Source organism: Cupriavidus sp. 8B (assembly GCF_054589115.1).
The window spans coordinates 22,082-37,246 of sequence record NZ_BAAILO010000500.1; the positions used below are offsets into that span (position 1 = coordinate 22,082).

12 protein-coding genes are annotated in these 15,165 nt (G+C 66.7%); 5 read left to right on the forward strand and 7 right to left on the reverse strand.

What is annotated here, in order from left to right; genetic code table 11:
• Window positions 1–35 precede the first annotated feature (35 nt).
• From ACYP5B_RS45570 to apbC, 3 genes are read right to left on the reverse strand one after another with little or no spacing between them, the layout of a single operon-like run.
• The gene (locus ACYP5B_RS45570) at window positions 36–656 is read right to left on the reverse strand and encodes a DUF3306 domain-containing protein (RefSeq protein WP_459573970.1); all 621 of its coding nucleotides are present in this window, start codon (window positions 654–656) and stop codon (window positions 36–38) included.
• 16 nt (window positions 657–672) lie between these two features.
• Window positions 673–1,245, reverse strand: coding sequence for a DUF3305 domain-containing protein (locus ACYP5B_RS45575; RefSeq protein WP_318231898.1), 573 nt, complete (start codon window positions 1,243–1,245; stop codon window positions 673–675).
• A 5-nt stretch (window positions 1,246–1,250) separates the two neighbouring features.
• Window positions 1,251–2,339, reverse strand: coding sequence for an iron-sulfur cluster carrier protein ApbC (apbC, locus tag ACYP5B_RS45580; protein ID WP_267604093.1), 1,089 nt, complete (start codon window positions 2,337–2,339; stop codon window positions 1,251–1,253).
• A gap of 309 nt (window positions 2,340–2,648) precedes the next feature.
• On the opposite strand from apbC, the gene ACYP5B_RS45585 reads away from it, so the two are divergent.
• Window positions 2,649–3,281 carry an OmpA family protein gene (locus ACYP5B_RS45585; protein WP_267604094.1) on the forward strand — a complete coding sequence of 211 codons (633 nt, stop codon included), beginning with the start codon at window positions 2,649–2,651 and terminating at the stop codon, window positions 3,279–3,281.
• 323 nt (window positions 3,282–3,604) lie between these two features.
• A complete protein-coding gene (metG, locus tag ACYP5B_RS45590) occupies window positions 3,605–5,674 on the forward strand; it encodes a methionine--tRNA ligase (RefSeq protein ID WP_400093636.1) in 2,070 nt (689 codons plus the stop codon).
• A 59-nt stretch (window positions 5,675–5,733) separates the two neighbouring features.
• Here metG and bamE read toward each other — a convergent pair whose 3' ends face one another.
• The 4 genes from bamE to ACYP5B_RS45610 all read right to left on the reverse strand — a co-directional run bounded on the left by bamE (window position 5,734) and on the right by ACYP5B_RS45610 (window position 12,694).
• Window positions 5,734–6,276, reverse strand: a complete 543-nt coding sequence (gene bamE / locus ACYP5B_RS45595) for an outer membrane protein assembly factor BamE domain-containing protein (protein WP_318231901.1) — start codon at window positions 6,274–6,276, stop codon at window positions 5,734–5,736.
• Between the two features lie 70 nt (window positions 6,277–6,346).
• Complete coding sequence (locus tag ACYP5B_RS45600; protein WP_459573971.1) at window positions 6,347–10,516, reverse strand: translocation/assembly module TamB domain-containing protein; 4,170 nt, start codon at window positions 10,514–10,516, stop codon at window positions 6,347–6,349.
• A 79-nt stretch (window positions 10,517–10,595) separates the two neighbouring features.
• Window positions 10,596–12,452, reverse strand: coding sequence for an autotransporter assembly complex protein TamA (locus ACYP5B_RS45605; RefSeq protein ID WP_459573972.1), 1,857 nt, complete (start codon window positions 12,450–12,452; stop codon window positions 10,596–10,598).
• Between the two features lie 26 nt (window positions 12,453–12,478).
• The gene (locus ACYP5B_RS45610; protein WP_459573973.1) at window positions 12,479–12,694 is read right to left on the reverse strand and encodes a hypothetical protein; all 216 of its coding nucleotides are present in this window, start codon (window positions 12,692–12,694) and stop codon (window positions 12,479–12,481) included.
• 13 nt (window positions 12,695–12,707) lie between these two features.
• Here ACYP5B_RS45610 and ACYP5B_RS45615 point away from each other — a divergent pair, with 13 nt between their 5' ends.
• The 3 genes from ACYP5B_RS45615 (at window position 12,708) to panC (ending at window position 14,799) form a co-directional block, all read left to right on the forward strand.
• Window positions 12,708–12,896, forward strand: coding sequence for a DUF3460 family protein (locus ACYP5B_RS45615; protein WP_006160566.1), 189 nt, complete (start codon window positions 12,708–12,710; stop codon window positions 12,894–12,896).
• A 35-nt stretch (window positions 12,897–12,931) separates the two neighbouring features.
• Window positions 12,932–13,813: a segregation and condensation protein A gene (locus ACYP5B_RS45620; protein WP_459573974.1), complete on the forward strand. Its 882-nt coding sequence runs from the start codon at window positions 12,932–12,934 to the stop codon at window positions 13,811–13,813.
• A gap of 137 nt (window positions 13,814–13,950) precedes the next feature.
• Complete coding sequence (gene panC, locus ACYP5B_RS45625) at window positions 13,951–14,799, forward strand: pantoate--beta-alanine ligase (RefSeq protein WP_318238342.1); 849 nt, start codon at window positions 13,951–13,953, stop codon at window positions 14,797–14,799.
• Window positions 14,800–15,165: the final 366 nt, after the last annotated feature.

Below are 15,165 nucleotides of genomic sequence, written 5' to 3' on the forward strand. Positions count from 1 at the left end.
GGGAAGCCCATTGTAGGCCCCCGCGCCGGCAGCGGCTACGCGTGTTTGCCTGGGGCCGAATCGTCAGGCTGGCGCGCCATGCCGGGTAAATCGGGATCGGCGGCAACTGGCGCGTGCGGCTGCATTTCAGGCGGCACGGCGTGCGAGGACTCCAGCGCCGCGGGCTGGTCCGAGGTTGGCTGCTCCGCATGCTGCACCGCCGCGGCGGGCGCATCCACCGCCTGTGCTGCCGCGCGCGCGGCAGCCAGTTCGTCGTCGGTCGGCGCGAACAGGCCCAGCGTCTCGGACTGGCGCATGCGCCGCAGCACGTCGAGGGGAATCGGGTCGGGCTTGCCGTAGTCGTCGATATAGGTGTCGAGCCCGTCCATCACATTGAAATGCGGATCGGCAAACAGGGTCTTGAGCGCGGCGCGCTTGACGGTTTCGTCTACGCCGCGCGCCACGAAGCGCGCAATACTGTCGCCCGGCTGCAGCAAGGCGGCGTCGGCGAGCGTGGGGAGTGGCTCCGCCGGCGGGGCTGGTTCCGCCTGCCGCTGGACAACGGGCACAGGCGGATCAGCCGGCACGGGTGGCGCCGGCTCGGGCGCAAGCGGCTGCCCTTCACGCGCCGCGGCCTTGCGGCGGGACCAGCGCGACAGGAAGGAAGCATCGCTCATATCGGACCTGCCTGCATCAGTTGCGCGCCCGGTCCTGCGGCGCCTTGAACGATTCCGGGCGGCGGCGTTTCTTGGGTTCGGGGCGGTAGTGCTGCGCCACGTAGGCTTGCAGCCACTCAAGCTGCTCAGGGGCTAGCGGCACGTTCTCGACGGTTTCCCCGGCATCGAGCCAGCGTCCGGCCTCGTTGTAGGACAGTGTCACCGTCACCGGCACCGGCAGCGGCTCGCCGTCGCTGGACGTGGGCACGGCAGCCTGTCCGTCCTCCTCTGCCATGCGCCACAGCACGAACCAGCAGGGCGCGGTCGAAGTGAGGTTGAGGTAATAGCCCTCGGCCTCGTCGCGGAACAGCGTGACGGCGTAGCCCGGGTACAGCCAGCGCGCGCCGTGTTCGTCCTGCGCCAGGCAGTGGGGCACGGCACCGAACTCGCCAAGATCCGGCAGCACGGCATCGAGCTCCCATTTCCAGGGCTGCCAGCGGCTGGCCAGCGGCACGCGGCGCATCACCACGGCCATGGTCACGCCGGGCCGCCCGGCGGGCACGGCCTCGGGGGCCGGGTTGCCTGCAGCGAAGTCGGCTGGCGTGTCCATGGGGATCAGGTGTTTTGCACCACGATGCTGGGGAACTTGCTGGTCATGTCGCGGGCGCGGTCGGCCACCTTGACAGCCACCTTGCGCGCCATGGCCCGGTACAGCTCGGCGATCGGGCTGTCGGGGTCGGACACCACGGTCGGGCGGCCGGAGTCGGCCTGCTCACGAATGGAGCGGTTCAGCGGCATGCTGCCCAGCAGGTCCACGCCGTAGTCCTCGCACATCTTCTCGCCACCGCCTTCGCCGAAGATATGCTCGACGTGGCCGCAGCTCGGGCAGCAGTAGACGGCCATGTTTTCGACGAGGCCGAGGATGGGGATGCCCACCTTCTCGAACATCTTCAGGCCCTTCTTGGCATCCAGCAGGGCGATGTCTTGCGGCGTAGTAACGATTACAGCACCCGTCACCGGCACTTTCTGCGACAGGGTCAACTGGATGTCGCCGGTGCCCGGGGGCATGTCGACGATCAGGTAGTCGAGATCGTGCCAGTTGGTCTGGCGCAGCAACTGCTCCAGCGCCGAGGTCACCATCGGGCCGCGCCACACCATCGGGTTGTCCTGCTCTATCAGGAAGCCGATCGAGTTGGCTTGCAGGCCGTGGCCTTCGAGTGGCTCCATGGTCTGGCCGTCGGACGACTCCGGGCGGCCATCGATGCCCAGCATCATGGGCAGGCTGGGGCCGTAGATGTCGGCGTCGAGCATGCCCACGCGGGCGCCCTCGGCGGACAGCGCCAGCGCCAGGTTGACGGCGGTGGTGGACTTGCCCACCCCGCCCTTGCCCGACGCCACGGCGATCACGTTCTTGACGCCCGGCAGCAGCTTGACGCCGCGCTGCACCGCGTGGGCCACGATTTTCATGCTGACGGCCACGCTGGCATTGGTCACACCGGGCAACTGGCGCAGCGCATCCACCACCTGCTTGCGGATCGGCTCCAGCTGGCTCTTGCCGGGATAACCCAGCTCCACTTCCAGCGACACATCGCCGCCTTCGACCCGCACATTGCGAGCCGAACGGGTGGACACCAGATCCCGGCCCGTGTTGGGGTCGATCACGGTGCGCAGGACTTCGGTAACCTGGTCGACGGTGAGGCTCAAGACAATCTCCGCTACTGAATATGGGAATATGGGGAAGGCGCGTACTGTATCAAAGTATGAGCGAAGTGCAGCGCAAGGGTAGCGCGAGGATGGCAAGCCCATGATCCGCACGTGGAATTACACGCACTTACAACTGTCACAGCAACAGGCTTGTGCACCCGGCATCATCTCCTTATTGTAGTGCGCCAGGAACGCAAGCCCGGCGAATACGGTCCAGGGCCTTGTATTCACGTGTCTTCCGCGTTATTTCTAGTGGTATTGCACGCACCACTTCCAAACAGCCAAAAAATTCGTCCTGAAGGAGAAAGCATGAAACTCAAGCTTGTCAGCCTTGCCGTTGTGGCCACCCTTGCCGCCGGCTGCGCCACGGAACAAGGCACCCAGACCGCGGTCGGCACCGGCGTGGGCGCTGCAGTGGGCGCCGGCCTGGGCAACCTGATCGGCGGCAATACCACCGGCACGCTCGTCGGCGCGGCGGTTGGCGGGGCCCTGGGCGGGGCCACGGGTTACAACTGGAATGCGATCCGCGGCAAGCTGAGCAAGGACACCGCGGGCACGGGCACGCAGATCACCGAGCAGCCGGACGGCTCGCTCAAGCTGAACATCCCGAGCCAGGTGACCTTCGATACAGACAGCGCCAGCATCAAGCCGTCGTTCCGCTCGGTGCTGGACCAGGTCTCGCAGACCCTTGCCCAGCAACAAGACGTCTCCGCCACCGTGGTGGGCCATACCGACAGCACCGGCAACCCGAACTACAACATGCAACTGTCGCAGCGCCGTGCCCAGAGCGTCGCGACCTACCTGGGTGACCGAGGCGTTGCCCGGCCCCGCCTGGCAGCTGAAGGACGAGGCCAGACCCAGCCGGTCGCGGACAACGCCACCGAGGCCGGACGCACACAAAATCGCCGGGTCGAAATTTATTTGAAACCAATTCAGAGATGATGCGGTCATAGAAATAGGTACCGCTTGTCACCGTTGCTGGCTCGCGATGGGTGGCTGACCTCCCGGGCGGTACCTGATTTCTCCTCCTTTTCCGTTGTGGAAAGCTGCGCCGGCTCTGACCGGCGCTTTTTTTGTCCCCAGCTTACTGAGTGCGCTTTGCGTCACTAACCACCAGCCAAAGCCCTCTCTTCGCGCCACGCCCCTGAGCAGTGCACGCGCTCGCCGCCCCGCTTGTTAGAATAGCCCTCTCACGGTGCCCGCCCGACTTTGGCGGCGACGCCCCCGCCTTACCGTCCAACCCCCTCCTGACCGGCAATTTTTCCATGACCGCACGTCGCATCCTCGTTACTTCTGCCCTGCCCTACGCCAACGGCCAGATCCATATCGGCCACCTGGTGGAGTACATCCAGACCGACATCTGGGTGCGCTTCCAGCGCATGATGGCGAACGAGGTCTACTACGTCGGCGCGGACGACACGCATGGCACCCCGGTGATGCTGCGGGCCGAGAAGGAAGGCATTACGCCCAAGGAACTGATCGATCGCGTGTGGACCGAGCACAAGCGCGATTTCGACAGCTTCATGGTGTCGTTCGACAACTACTACAGCACCGACTCCGAGGAGAACAAGCAGCTCTCCGAGAAGATCTACCTGTCGCTGAAAGCCGAGGACCTGATCGCCGAGCGCGAGGTCGAGCAGTTCTACGACCCGGTCAAGAACATGTTCCTGCCGGACCGCTTCATCAAGGGCGAGTGCCCGAAGTGCGGCGCCAAGGACCAGTACGGCGACTCGTGCGAAGTCTGCGGCACGACCTACGTGCCCACCGACCTGAAAAACCCGTACTCGGTGGTGTCCGGCGCCACGCCGGTGCGCAAGTCCTCCGCGCACTACTTCTTCAAGCTGTCCGACCCGCGCTGCGAAACCTTCCTGCGCGAGTGGGTGGCCGACCTGGCCCAGCCGGAGGCGGCCAACAAGATGCAGGAATGGCTGGGCGCCGAAGGCGAGGCCTCCACCCTGTCTGACTGGGATATCTCGCGCGATGCGCCCTACTTCGGCTTCGAGATTCCCGGCGCGCCCGGCAAGTATTTCTATGTGTGGCTGGATGCGCCGATCGGCTACTACGCCAGCTTCAAGAACCTGGCCGAGAAGAAGGGCATCGACTTCGACGCCTGGGTGGGCCCGCACTCCACCGCCGAGCAGTACCACTTCATCGGCAAGGACATCCTGTACTTCCACACGCTGTTCTGGCCGGCGATGCTGCGCTTTTCGGGCTACCGCACGCCCACCAACGTGTTCGCGCACGGCTTCCTGACGGTGGACGGCGCCAAGATGAGCAAGTCGCGCGGCACCTTCATCACCGCGCAGAGCTATATCGACACCGGCATGAACCCGGAATGGCTGCGCTACTACTTCGCCGCCAAGCTCAACGCCAGCATGGAAGACCTCGACCTGAACCTCGATGACTTCATCGCGCGCGTGAACAGCGACCTGATCGGCAAGTACGTCAACATTGCCAGCCGCGCCGCCGGCTTCCTGGTCAAGCGCTTCGACGGCGTGGTGGACGAGGCCGCGCTGGCCCATCCGCTGCTCAAGCAGCTGCGCGAAGCCGCGCCGCAGGTGGCGCAGTTCTATGAAGGCCGCGAGTACAGCAAGGCGCTGCGCCTGGTGATGGAGCTCACGGATTCGGTGAACGCCTTCGTCGACACGGAGAAGCCGTGGGAGCTGGCACGCGACGAAAGCAAGCGCGCGGCCCTGCACGCGGCCTGCTCGGTCTCGCTGGAAGCCTTCCGCCTGCTCACCGTCTACCTCAAGCCGGTGGTGCCGCAGATGGCCGCCGGCGTGGAGCGCTTCCTCAATGTGGAGCCGATGGACTGGCGCGCGATCGACAAGCAACTGTCGGCTTCGCGCCCGGTGCAGCCATATTCGCACCTGATGACGCGCGTGGATGCCAAGCAGGTCGATGCGCTGCTGGCCGCCAACCGCGACTCGCTGCAGGCCACCGCGCCCGCCGGTGAAGCGGACGCTGGCGGCGCATCGATCGAGCCTATCGCCGACACCATCACCATCGACGACTTCTCCAAGATCGACCTGCGTGTCGCCAAGATCGTGGACTGCCAGAAGGTGGAAGGCTCGAGCAAGCTGCTGCAGCTCACGCTGGACCTGGGCGAAGGCAAGACCCGCAATGTCTTCTCCGGCATCCAGTCGGCCTACACGCCGGAACAGCTGGTGGGCAAGCTCACCGTGATGGTGGCCAACCTGGCCCCGCGCAAGATGAAGTTCGGGTTGTCCGAGGGCATGGTGCTGGCCGCATCGGCAGCGGATGAGAAGGCCACGCCGGGGCTCTGGATCCTGGAGCCGCACGAAGGCGCGGTGCCGGGCATGCGCATCGGCTAAGCGCATCGCCTAAGCGCATCGGCAGTCGCGGCGGTGGCAACCGCGACCGCCGCCGCCGGCTAACCGCCCTGCAGCTTCTCGTCGCTGCGCGAGGTGTGCGTCACCTTGCCGTCGGCGTTGAAATGCACGTTGAAGAACGCCTTCTCCTGCGAGCTTTCCCACCAGCGGTATCCCCACACCTCTTCCTTCTTGAGCGCGAAAGCTTCCACCTTGGTGGGCTTGCCTACCAGGCGGCGGATATCGTCGCGGCTCATGCCAGCGCGCACGCGCGCGAAGTTCTCCGCGGTCAGCACCTGCTCGATGGCGCGCACCGTGCCGTCGGCGCCGATCGTCACCATCCAGGTGGTGGCGCCCTCCGGGCCGCGCGGGTACTCCAGGCGACGGCCACCGTCCTCTTCTTCCCAGGTGATCTCCGGGCGCCCGGCCTGGCGGCGCACGTCTTCCTCGCTGGACTCGCCCACCACGATGCCCTTGAAGAGCTGGCTGTCGGGCTTGACCGAGTTCCAGGTGGCGCGCGCGGTGTCTCCCGCCTTCTTCATGGCTTCGTCGACCTTTTGCTGGTCGCACCCGAACAGGGCGAGCACGGAGGAAATCAGTCCCATGGCGGCAAGGCGTCGATAAGACGCGGCAGTGGCGGAGGTGGGGGGCACGCAAATCAAGGCGCTGCGCGCCTCAGGGCCGCGCAGGCGCGGGCGCGTCCGAGGCGGCGCCGCCCGGCTTGCTGGCCGGCGCTGCGTCCGTTGCAATGCTGTCGGTATCCTGGCTGGCATCGGTCTGGCTCCTCGCGGTTCCGGCGCGGTTGGACGCGCCCGTGAACAAATTACCCCAACTGTCGAAGCGGCGGTTGAACAGCACCGAAAGCCCGTTGATCGAGCCGCCCTTGGCAATCAGCGACCAGCGCCGCGAGAATGCCCAGGTCAGCTTGACCACATTGCTGGCGCTGGTCAGGCTCTGCTCGTAGCCCACCGAGATCTTCTCGGTCACGGCCTTGCCCACGCTGACCACCTGCTGGTCGTTAAGGCCGGCCGTGCTGGGCCCGATCGAAAACTCGTCGATGCCCAGATGCTGCACGATCCCCTTGCCCGCGCGCCCGCCCAGCATGCCCAGCGCGGCACCGCCCAGGGCCCCGGCGCTGAGTTGCTGCTGCTGTCCGGCCGCGGCGCCTTCCGCGCCGTAGCCGAACATCAGCCATGACAGCTTATCCTCCTCCGGCATATTCGGCTCGGACACCAGCTTGACGCGCGGCAGGCGTACCGTGCCGGTCACCTCCACCCCCGCCGCCACCTCCTGGTTGCGGCGCATGGCGCGGATATTGAGGTTGGGATTGTCCACCGGCCCGTTGAAATTGACGATGCCGCGCTCGATGTTGAGCTTGCGCCCGAACGCTTCATAGGTGCCGTCGGTCACGCGAATGGTGCCGGTGGCGCGCAGCGGCGTCAGCGGCGCGCTGCGCACGCCAAGCTGCCCGCCCAGGCGCAGGTCCGCGCCAGCGCCGCGGAAGCGGAAATTGTCGCCAAGGTCGAGCGTGAGGTCGATCAGCGGGCTGAAGCGGCTGGCCGGCTTGGCCTCCGGCACCGGCGTGGCCGCGGTCTTGATCTCGCGCTGGTCGCGCCGGCGCACCACCACCACGTCGTCGCCCAGCTCCGGGGCGCCGGCCTTGGGCAGGTCGAACAAGCCGCGATCCACGCGGAACTTGCCGCGGATCACGATCTGCCGGTTCTCATTGGCAATGCTGGCATCGCCGGAAATGATCAGCGTGCGCTCGGGGCTGGCAAAGAGCTGGAGCTTGTCGGCCACGATCTTGCCGGTCAGGTTGGGATCGGTGTCGCCCAGCTTCACATTGCCGGTGGCCACGATCTTGCCGTCGCCGCCACGGAACTCCACCTGCTTGAGCTCGATGGTGTTCTGGTCGAGCACCACGTGCACGATGCCATCGGTCAGCCGGATGCCCTCGTCGTACAGCGTAATGGCGATGCCGGTGCCGTCGATCGTGCCGGTAACGAGGGGCTGCCCGACGGTGCCCGCCAGCTGCAGGACTGCCGCCAGCTTGCCATCGAACGCGTATTGCGGGCCGCTCAGCGCCTCCAGCGACTTGATCTTCGGCACATCCAGCGCGACCTTGCCCGCCAGCGTGGACGCCGGCGTCACCGTCATCAGGCCCTGCTCCTGGATCAGCCCGGCGGACGCATCGACCACCACCTTGCCGACCCGCGCGGCCTGGATGCCGCCCCTCAGGTTGATGCGGCTGCCGGCAAACTCGGCGCGCAGCACGGATTCGCCCAGGCCCAGCGTGGTGTAGCCCCGCCCGGCGCTCACCGAGACGTCGCCGCTGCGCCGGCGCAGCTCGGCAAAGCCTGAGGCGGTCTCGGCCAGCGTGATGCTCCAGCGGCCGTCCAGCACCAGGTCCGAGCGCACCGGCGGCGCTTCGCCGGTCAAGGCCTCGGCCAGGCGCAGCACGTTGGCCATCTGCAGGCCATCCAGGTTGCCCTGGGTGCGGATGCGGCCGTGGTCGAAATCGAAGCTATCCACAGTCACGCGGGCGCGCTCGAACTGCAAGCCGGCCACGCCGAGGCGCACGCGCTGGTCCGCCACCTGCAGCTGCGTCGGTGCGATCAGCCGCACGTTGACCGTGCCGCGCTCCTCCAGGGTGAGGATGGTGCCCTTCCAGCCGGCCACCCCCTGCCAGGCGCCCTGCCCCGACAAGGCGAGTTGCATCGGCTTGTCGTGCAACGCGCCGGCCGCCTTCAGGTCGAAGGTGTGGCTGGCCTGGGTGCCGCTGAGCGTGGCATCGAGCGTGCGCAGCGTGGCGACCGGGCCGCGATAGTCGCGGGCATTCAGTTTCAGCGCGAGCGTGCCGTTCAGCCCCCCGCGCAACTCGGCGCTGCCGCTGGCGCTGGCCACGTGGTGCGGGCCGACCACCAGCGACTTCGCGTCATAGCTGGCCACGATCTCGGGCCGCGCCAGCGTGCCGGTGATGTCCGCGTCGAGCTTGAGCACGCCGGCCACGCCGAACTTGAGCCGGTCGAGCTGGGGCGCGTCCACGTGCAGCTTCAGGCGGTCGCCGCGCGCGCCAAAGCTGCCATTGAGCTGGGCCTGGTTGCCCGCCATCTCGAGCGTGGCCTGACTCGGCAGCAAGCGCTCGCCGTCCAGGCGCAGCTTGCCCTCGCCACGCATCGGCAGCCCCGCATAGACGCTGTCGCGCACCGCGAAGTCCAACGCCACGCGCGGCCCAGGCGCTAGCGTGCCGCTGGTGGTGAAGTCCGCATTGATGCGGCCCGCCGCCACCTCGGCGACGCGCGCCGGGTCGAAATTCGTCAGCTTGCCCTTGAAGGTGAAGGGCTGCTCGTCCTTGAGCGACAGTTTGCCGTCGGCGTTCAGCGTGCCTGCGCCGATGCCGGCGCGCAGCGAGGTCACCGTGACCGCCTCGCCGTCCATGTGCGCGTCGGCGAAAAGCTTGTACTCGCCGCCGGCCAGATCCAGCGCCACGCTCTGGCGGCCGGGCTCCATCCGCAAGCTCACCGGCCCGGACAGGCGCACGCGCTTCAGGCTGCCATAGAGGGCCTGCGGGTCGAGGTTGCGCACGTCGAGGTCGAAGCCGCCGCGGCTATCGCGCAGCGCGCCGCCGCCGCGGATCTCGCCGCCGCCAGCCAGCGCCACGTGCAGGTCGCGCACCGTCTGCGCCGCCTCGCTGACCTCGATATGCGCCTGCACCGATTCCACCGGCAGGCGCTCGGCGTCGAGCTTGCCGGCTTCGTGGTTGACGATGCGCACGTCGCCCGCCACGCGCAGGGGCGCGCTGTCGTGGGCGCTGCCAGGCTTGGCAGCGGGCGCGGAGGCGGGGGTGGCAACTGCCGCTGCCGATGCCGCCGGGGCGCTGGCCGCCGCGGCCGGCGCCGGTGCGGCCGCGCCATCCACCGGGCGCAACTCAACCTGCACGGAGAGATTGGCGCGCGGCGCCGACGGGCTGAACAAGCGCGGATTGATGTGCTCGCCGTTGACCAGCACATGGGTGAACGGGACCTTGCCAAACGGCGTCAGGTCCGCCTCGGCACGGCCGCGCAGGCGATCGCCGCTGGCTTCGGCTTGCGCGCGCAGGGCGGCAAGCGAGCCGCTCACATGGGCGCTGATGCTGAAGGATTCCTTCTGCCAGCTGCCCTCCAGCAGCGCGGCGCCGTTCAGCGCAAACGGCGCCTGGCCGGCGATCTGCGCATTGGCGGCCAGCTTGCCGTACGGCGTGACCAGCCGCTCCACGCTGACGCGGTGGCGTTGCCCGTCGGAATGCAGCGAGCCCGCCAGGTCGCTGAACACCATCTCGCTGGGCGTGGCCGGCGGCCCTTGCAGCCAGGCCAGGCGGTCCAGCGTGAGCGTATCCACGTCCAGCGCCAATGGCAGGTCGAGCGATTTGGGCAAGGTGGCGGGCGCGCTGTCAGGCGGTGACGGCGGCAAGCGCAGCGTGACGGCGCCAACGCGCAGCGAGCTGACATGCAAGCGGGTCGGTGACCAGCTCAACGCCCAACTGCCGTCGACACGGTCGACCGTCACCCGGGTCCCGCCGCTGGCAAACACCACATCGCGCAGCCGCAGGCCGTGGGCCACCGTGCCGCCTTCCAGCTTGCCTGACAAAGCGCCTGCGGACAGGCGCGTGGCCAGCGACCATAGCTGGCGCGTGCCGGCCTCCGTACGCAAGGCCAGGACCGCCGCCGCAACCCCCGCCAGCACCAGCGCCAGCAGCACCACCGCGCACCACGCCAGCCAGCGCCCGAAGCGCATGCGGCGCGGCCGCGCCGGCCCGGGCGGAACATCGCCGGGAGCGGGGACGGGAGGCATGTCGGGAATGCTCATGCGGCAAATGCCCTGCAGCTGCGTTGATTGAGGTCGCCGTGCTGGCGGCCGGGCCGCATCGCCGTGGTCGGAACGATCATCAGAACGCGACTCCCAGCGAGATATGCGGGCGGAACTGCTTTGCCTGGATGCCGTAGCCCACGTCGAGCTGCACCGGCCCCACCGGGCTGCGCCAGCGCGCGCCAATGCCCACGCCGTTGTAGAGCTTGACGCCCGTCAGGTTGTCGGTGGCCGTGCCCACGTCCCAGAAGATCGCGGCGCCCCAGTCATGCAGGAACCAGTACTGGTATTCCAGGCTCGCGGTGCCGAGGTACTTGGCCGGCAGCACGCTGGCGCCGTTGCGGGTGCCGATCGACTGATAGCCGTAGCCCCGGATCGAATCCGTGCCGCCCGCCCTGAAGCGCAGCGAGGCCGGGACCTTGGTGACGTCGCCGTTGGTGATATCCGCGCCCAGCTCCAGCCGGGCCACCACCAGGTCGCGCTTGCCCACCGGCACGTACTGGCGGATACGCCCGTACAGGCGGAAGAAGGTTTCGTCGCTCAGCATGTGCTTGGCGGCCACGCCCACCTGCGTGCTGATGACGTTGCCGCGACGCGGGAACACCGGGTTGTCCACGTCGCGCCGCGTCCAGGCAAAGGCGGGCACTAGCGCCCGGCTGAGCTGGCTGTCCTGCCCGAAGGGCTGGAGCTTGTCGTAGTAATAGTCCAGCGACATGGTGGTGTCGTACTTCTCGCGCGAGCGGGAGCGCTTCAGGCCCGTGCGCAGGCTGGTCAGGTCGGTGCTTTCCAGGTCGATGGTGCGTTCGTAGCTGGCGTAGGCGCTATTGCGGTACGTCTTGCTATCCGGCGGCATCGCGATCTCGCCGAACGCGTACTGGCGCTTTTGCTCGATGCGCGCCTGCGAGTCGAACACCCAGGCACGGTTGAACAGGTTGTAGTAAGCGTAGCGCCCTTCGACCTGGGCGCCGGTATCGGTCGTATAGCCCACGCCCGACGAGAGCCGATGGACGGGATACTCGCGCACCCGGACATACACGGGCACGGTCACCTTGTCGGCGTTCATGTCGACTTTTGGCTCGGCGCTGATGGCGGTGCTCGCTTCGGTGACTTTGCCCTCGGCCGTCGTTTCCTGCTCGCCAAGGTCGATCTGCACATTGGAGAAGTACGGCTGGTTCTGGATCGCGCGCTGGAATTCCAGCAAGCGCTCCACGCGGTACGGCTCGCCCTCATACAGCGGATTGACGTTGCGGATGATCTGCTCGGGATAGCGCCGCAGCCCGCTGATCTTCAGCCGCCCCATGCTGTAGGCCGGGCCGCTGGCAAAGCGCGCGCTCAGGTCCGCCGCGTGCTCGTCCGGCTCGATGCGGGCTTGCGAGCCGGTCAGGCGGGCGCCGTAGTAGGTATGGCTCTGCAGCGCCACCAGCGCATCTTCCTTGGCCTTGTCCCAGTCCGCCTGGCGAAACGGCGCGCCCACCGGCAGATCCCACTTGGCCCGGATTTCAGCGATCTGCTCCGGCGACTGGCTGACGGCCGGGCCGCTCACGCCCACGTTCACCGCACGAATCACCGTGCGCGCGCCCGGATCCACCGTGATGTGCACGGTGCGCTCGTCGCCGCTGCCGTCCACCTTGGTGGTGGTCTGCGGATCGAAATAGCCTTCGGTGGAGGTGAACTGGCGGACCTGCTCGCCAACCGTCTCGACCATGTAGTTGAACTGGTCGGGCGAGATATCGTCGCGGGTACGGTAGCGCGACAGGTCCAGGTGGTCCTGCAGGATTTCCTTGATCGGCTTGGGCGCATCCACCTCGACTTTATAAGCGGCGGCGGCGGGCCCCGCGGATAGCGCCAGGGCCGCCAGCAGCGGGCGCACCAGGCGGCGCAGCACGGCCGGCGCCACCGGCAGTCCGCCGGCAGGGGCGGCAAGGCCGGCGGGCATGGTGCGCGGGTTCCCTGGATCCATCCTCATCGATTGGTGCACGTCACGCAAAGTCGATATTTGACCACACCCGCGCGGCCGGCCTGTCCGGCGCCGCCAAAAAGACCGCCGCAACCGTCACCACAACCGCCACCACAACCGTCGCCGAACGCAAGGGCACGGGATGGAAACGGCAGAATCGCGCGCAATCCCGTTACCAGGCCCGCCGATACGGTAAAATCCTCGCTGTTTGTTAATTTCACCCTGTTTCCCGCCATGGCTGCCTACGAATCGGATATCACCCAGTTCCTGAAGTCGCTCAAGGACGAGCGCCCTTCCCTGGAAGCGGAACAACGCCAGGGCCGCGCCCTGCTGTGGGACAAGAGCCCGATCAACCTCGAAGAACGTGCCCGTGCCGACGCCTCGCGCGTGGCGCAAAAGCCGTACGTCTACTCGCTGGACTAAAGCCGCACCCGCCCCACCCGAGCGAGCGCCCCTAGATGAACCAGAGCGAGCAGGACAAGCTCAAGCCAGCAATCGAGCTGTCCAGCGTGACGCCCGAGCGGGATTCCACGCCGGCCGCCGTCGACGGCATGGCGTTCGCGCGCCTGTACGGCGAGCCCCTGTTCAAGCTGCCGCAGGACCTGTACATCCCGCCGGATGCGCTGGAAATCTTCCTGGAAGCGTTCGAAGGGCCGCTGGATCTGTTGCTTTACCTGATCCGCAGGCAGAACTTCAACGTCCTCGATATTCCGATGGCGCAAGTGACGCGCCAGTACCTCACGTATATCGAGCAGATCCGCAAGAGCAATCTTGAGTTGGCCGCCGAGTACCTGCTGATGGCCGCCATGCTGATCGAGATCAAGTCGCGGATGCTGCTGCCCGTGAAAAAATCCGACAGCGACGACGAAGAAGAGGATCCCCGCGCCGAACTGGTCCGCCGCCTGCTCGAATACGAGCAGATGAAGCTGGCGGCCATGCGCATCGACCAGGTGCCGCAGCTCGGGCGCGATTTCCTGCACTCCCAGGTCTACATCGAGCAGAGCATTGCGCCGCGCTTTCCCGATGTGGAAGTGGTCGACCTGCAAGCCGCGTGGGCCGACGTGATCAAGCGCGCCAAGCTCAACCAGCACCACAAGATCTCGCGCGAGGAACTCTCCGTGCGCGAGCACATGAGCCACATCCTGCGCCGCCTGCAGCATTCCCGCTTCATGGAGTTCAGCGAACTCTTTGAAGACGCAGTGCGCTCCGGCAAGGGCGTGCCGGTGGTGGTGGTCAACTTCATCGCCATGCTTGAGCTATCGCGCGAAGCCCTGGTAGAGATCACCCAGGCCGAACCCTTCGCGCCGATTTATGTGCGATTGGCGTACATTCCCAGCTAAGCCGCACCAATGGCGCCGCCCGCCTCGGGCCACATGCTCTACAATCCGCCGACAATCGGCGCCACCTAGAGCACCGGACCGGCCTCCCGGCGCACATCGCCCCGGGGCACTCCTACCACGACCAGCACACCAACTTCATGAAAGTCATTTCCTCCATTCACGAGTTGCGGGACCAGTTGCGCGGACAGAACCGGGCGGCCTTCGTGCCGACCATGGGCAACCTGCATGAAGGGCACCTGTCGCTGATGCGCCTGGCGCGCCAGCACGGTGACCCGGTGGTCGCGTCGATCTTCGTCAACCGGCTGCAGTTCGGTCCCAATGAGGATTTCGACAAGTACCCGCGCACGCTGCAGGACGACATCGAGAAGCTGCAAAAGGAAGGCGTCTACGTGCTGTTTGCGCCCACCGAGCGTGACATGTACCCGGAGCCGCAGGAATACCGCGTGGAGCCGCCGCACGACCTGGGCGACATCCTGGAAGGCGAATTCCGACCCGGCTTCTTCAAGGGCGTGTGCACGGTAGTGATGAAGCTGCTGTCGTGCGCGCAGCCGCGCGTCGCCGTGTTCGGCAAGAAGGACTACCAGCAACTGATGATCGTGCGCCGCATGGTCCACCAGTTCGCGCTGCCGATCGACATCATCCCCGCCGAAACCGTGCGCGCCGAAGACGGCCTAGCCCTGTCCTCGCGCAACCGCTACCTCACGCCCGACGAACGCACCGAAGCCCCGGTGCTCTACAAGACGCTGCACGAAGTCCGCGACACCGTCCTGGCCGCCAACAGCGCCAGCGCCGACCTCGCCGCCATCGAAGCCAGCGCCAAGGCCGCCCTGCAAGCCCGCGGCTGGCAACCCGACTACGTATCCATCCGCAAGCGCGTAGACCTGCAAGCACCCACCCGCGAAGAATACGTAGCAGGCGAACCGCTGGTCATCCTGACCGCAGCAAAACTCGGCGCGACAAGGCTGATCGACAACCTGGAAATCTGACGAAATCGAGGCCTGAACGACCCAGGCCTCGAATGGTCACCCCTGTCACCCATGTGAGTGAACTCGCACTGCAACCGTGCGATGACACATCGCACCCATTCGTCGAAGCCGTGTGACCCGCCCCCAGGCGGGGAACACCCCAGCGCGATGCGAAGCGAGCCGTGAAGGTGTGCCAGGGCCGTATGGGTGGTGAAACCGCAGTTGCTTTTGATCTTAAGTCGTTGAATTTGACTGCAACTGCTTAACTTCAAACTTCAAGGTCAAAAGCTGAAAGTCAAAGGCAGTTTCACCTCCCCTGCGGGGAGGCGACCTACTTTCTTGTCTCGCCAAGAAAGTAGGCAAAGAAGGCGACCCGGATGGGGCGAA

Coding starts and splice junctions, on each gene's coding strand:
- ACYP5B_RS45570 (WP_459573970.1), bottom strand. CDS start 656: ATGAGCGATGCTTCCTTCCTGTCGCGCTGGTCCCGCCGCAAGGCCGCG.
- ACYP5B_RS45575 (WP_318231898.1), bottom strand. CDS start 1,245: ATGGACACGCCAGCCGACTTCGCTGCAGGCAACCCGGCCCCCGAGGCC.
- ACYP5B_RS45585 (WP_267604094.1), top strand. CDS start 2,649: ATGAAACTCAAGCTTGTCAGCCTTGCCGTTGTGGCCACCCTTGCCGCC.
- metG (WP_400093636.1), top strand. CDS start 3,605: ATGACCGCACGTCGCATCCTCGTTACTTCTGCCCTGCCCTACGCCAAC.
- bamE (WP_318231901.1), bottom strand. CDS start 6,276: ATGGGACTGATTTCCTCCGTGCTCGCCCTGTTCGGGTGCGACCAGCAA.
- ACYP5B_RS45600 (WP_459573971.1), bottom strand. CDS start 10,516: ATGAGCATTCCCGACATGCCTCCCGTCCCCGCTCCCGGCGATGTTCCG.
- ACYP5B_RS45605 (WP_459573972.1), bottom strand. CDS start 12,452: ATGCCCGCCGGCCTTGCCGCCCCTGCCGGCGGACTGCCGGTGGCGCCG.
- ACYP5B_RS45615 (WP_006160566.1), top strand. CDS start 12,708: ATGGCTGCCTACGAATCGGATATCACCCAGTTCCTGAAGTCGCTCAAG.
- ACYP5B_RS45620 (WP_459573974.1), top strand. CDS start 12,932: ATGAACCAGAGCGAGCAGGACAAGCTCAAGCCAGCAATCGAGCTGTCC.
- panC (WP_318238342.1), top strand. CDS start 13,951: ATGAAAGTCATTTCCTCCATTCACGAGTTGCGGGACCAGTTGCGCGGA.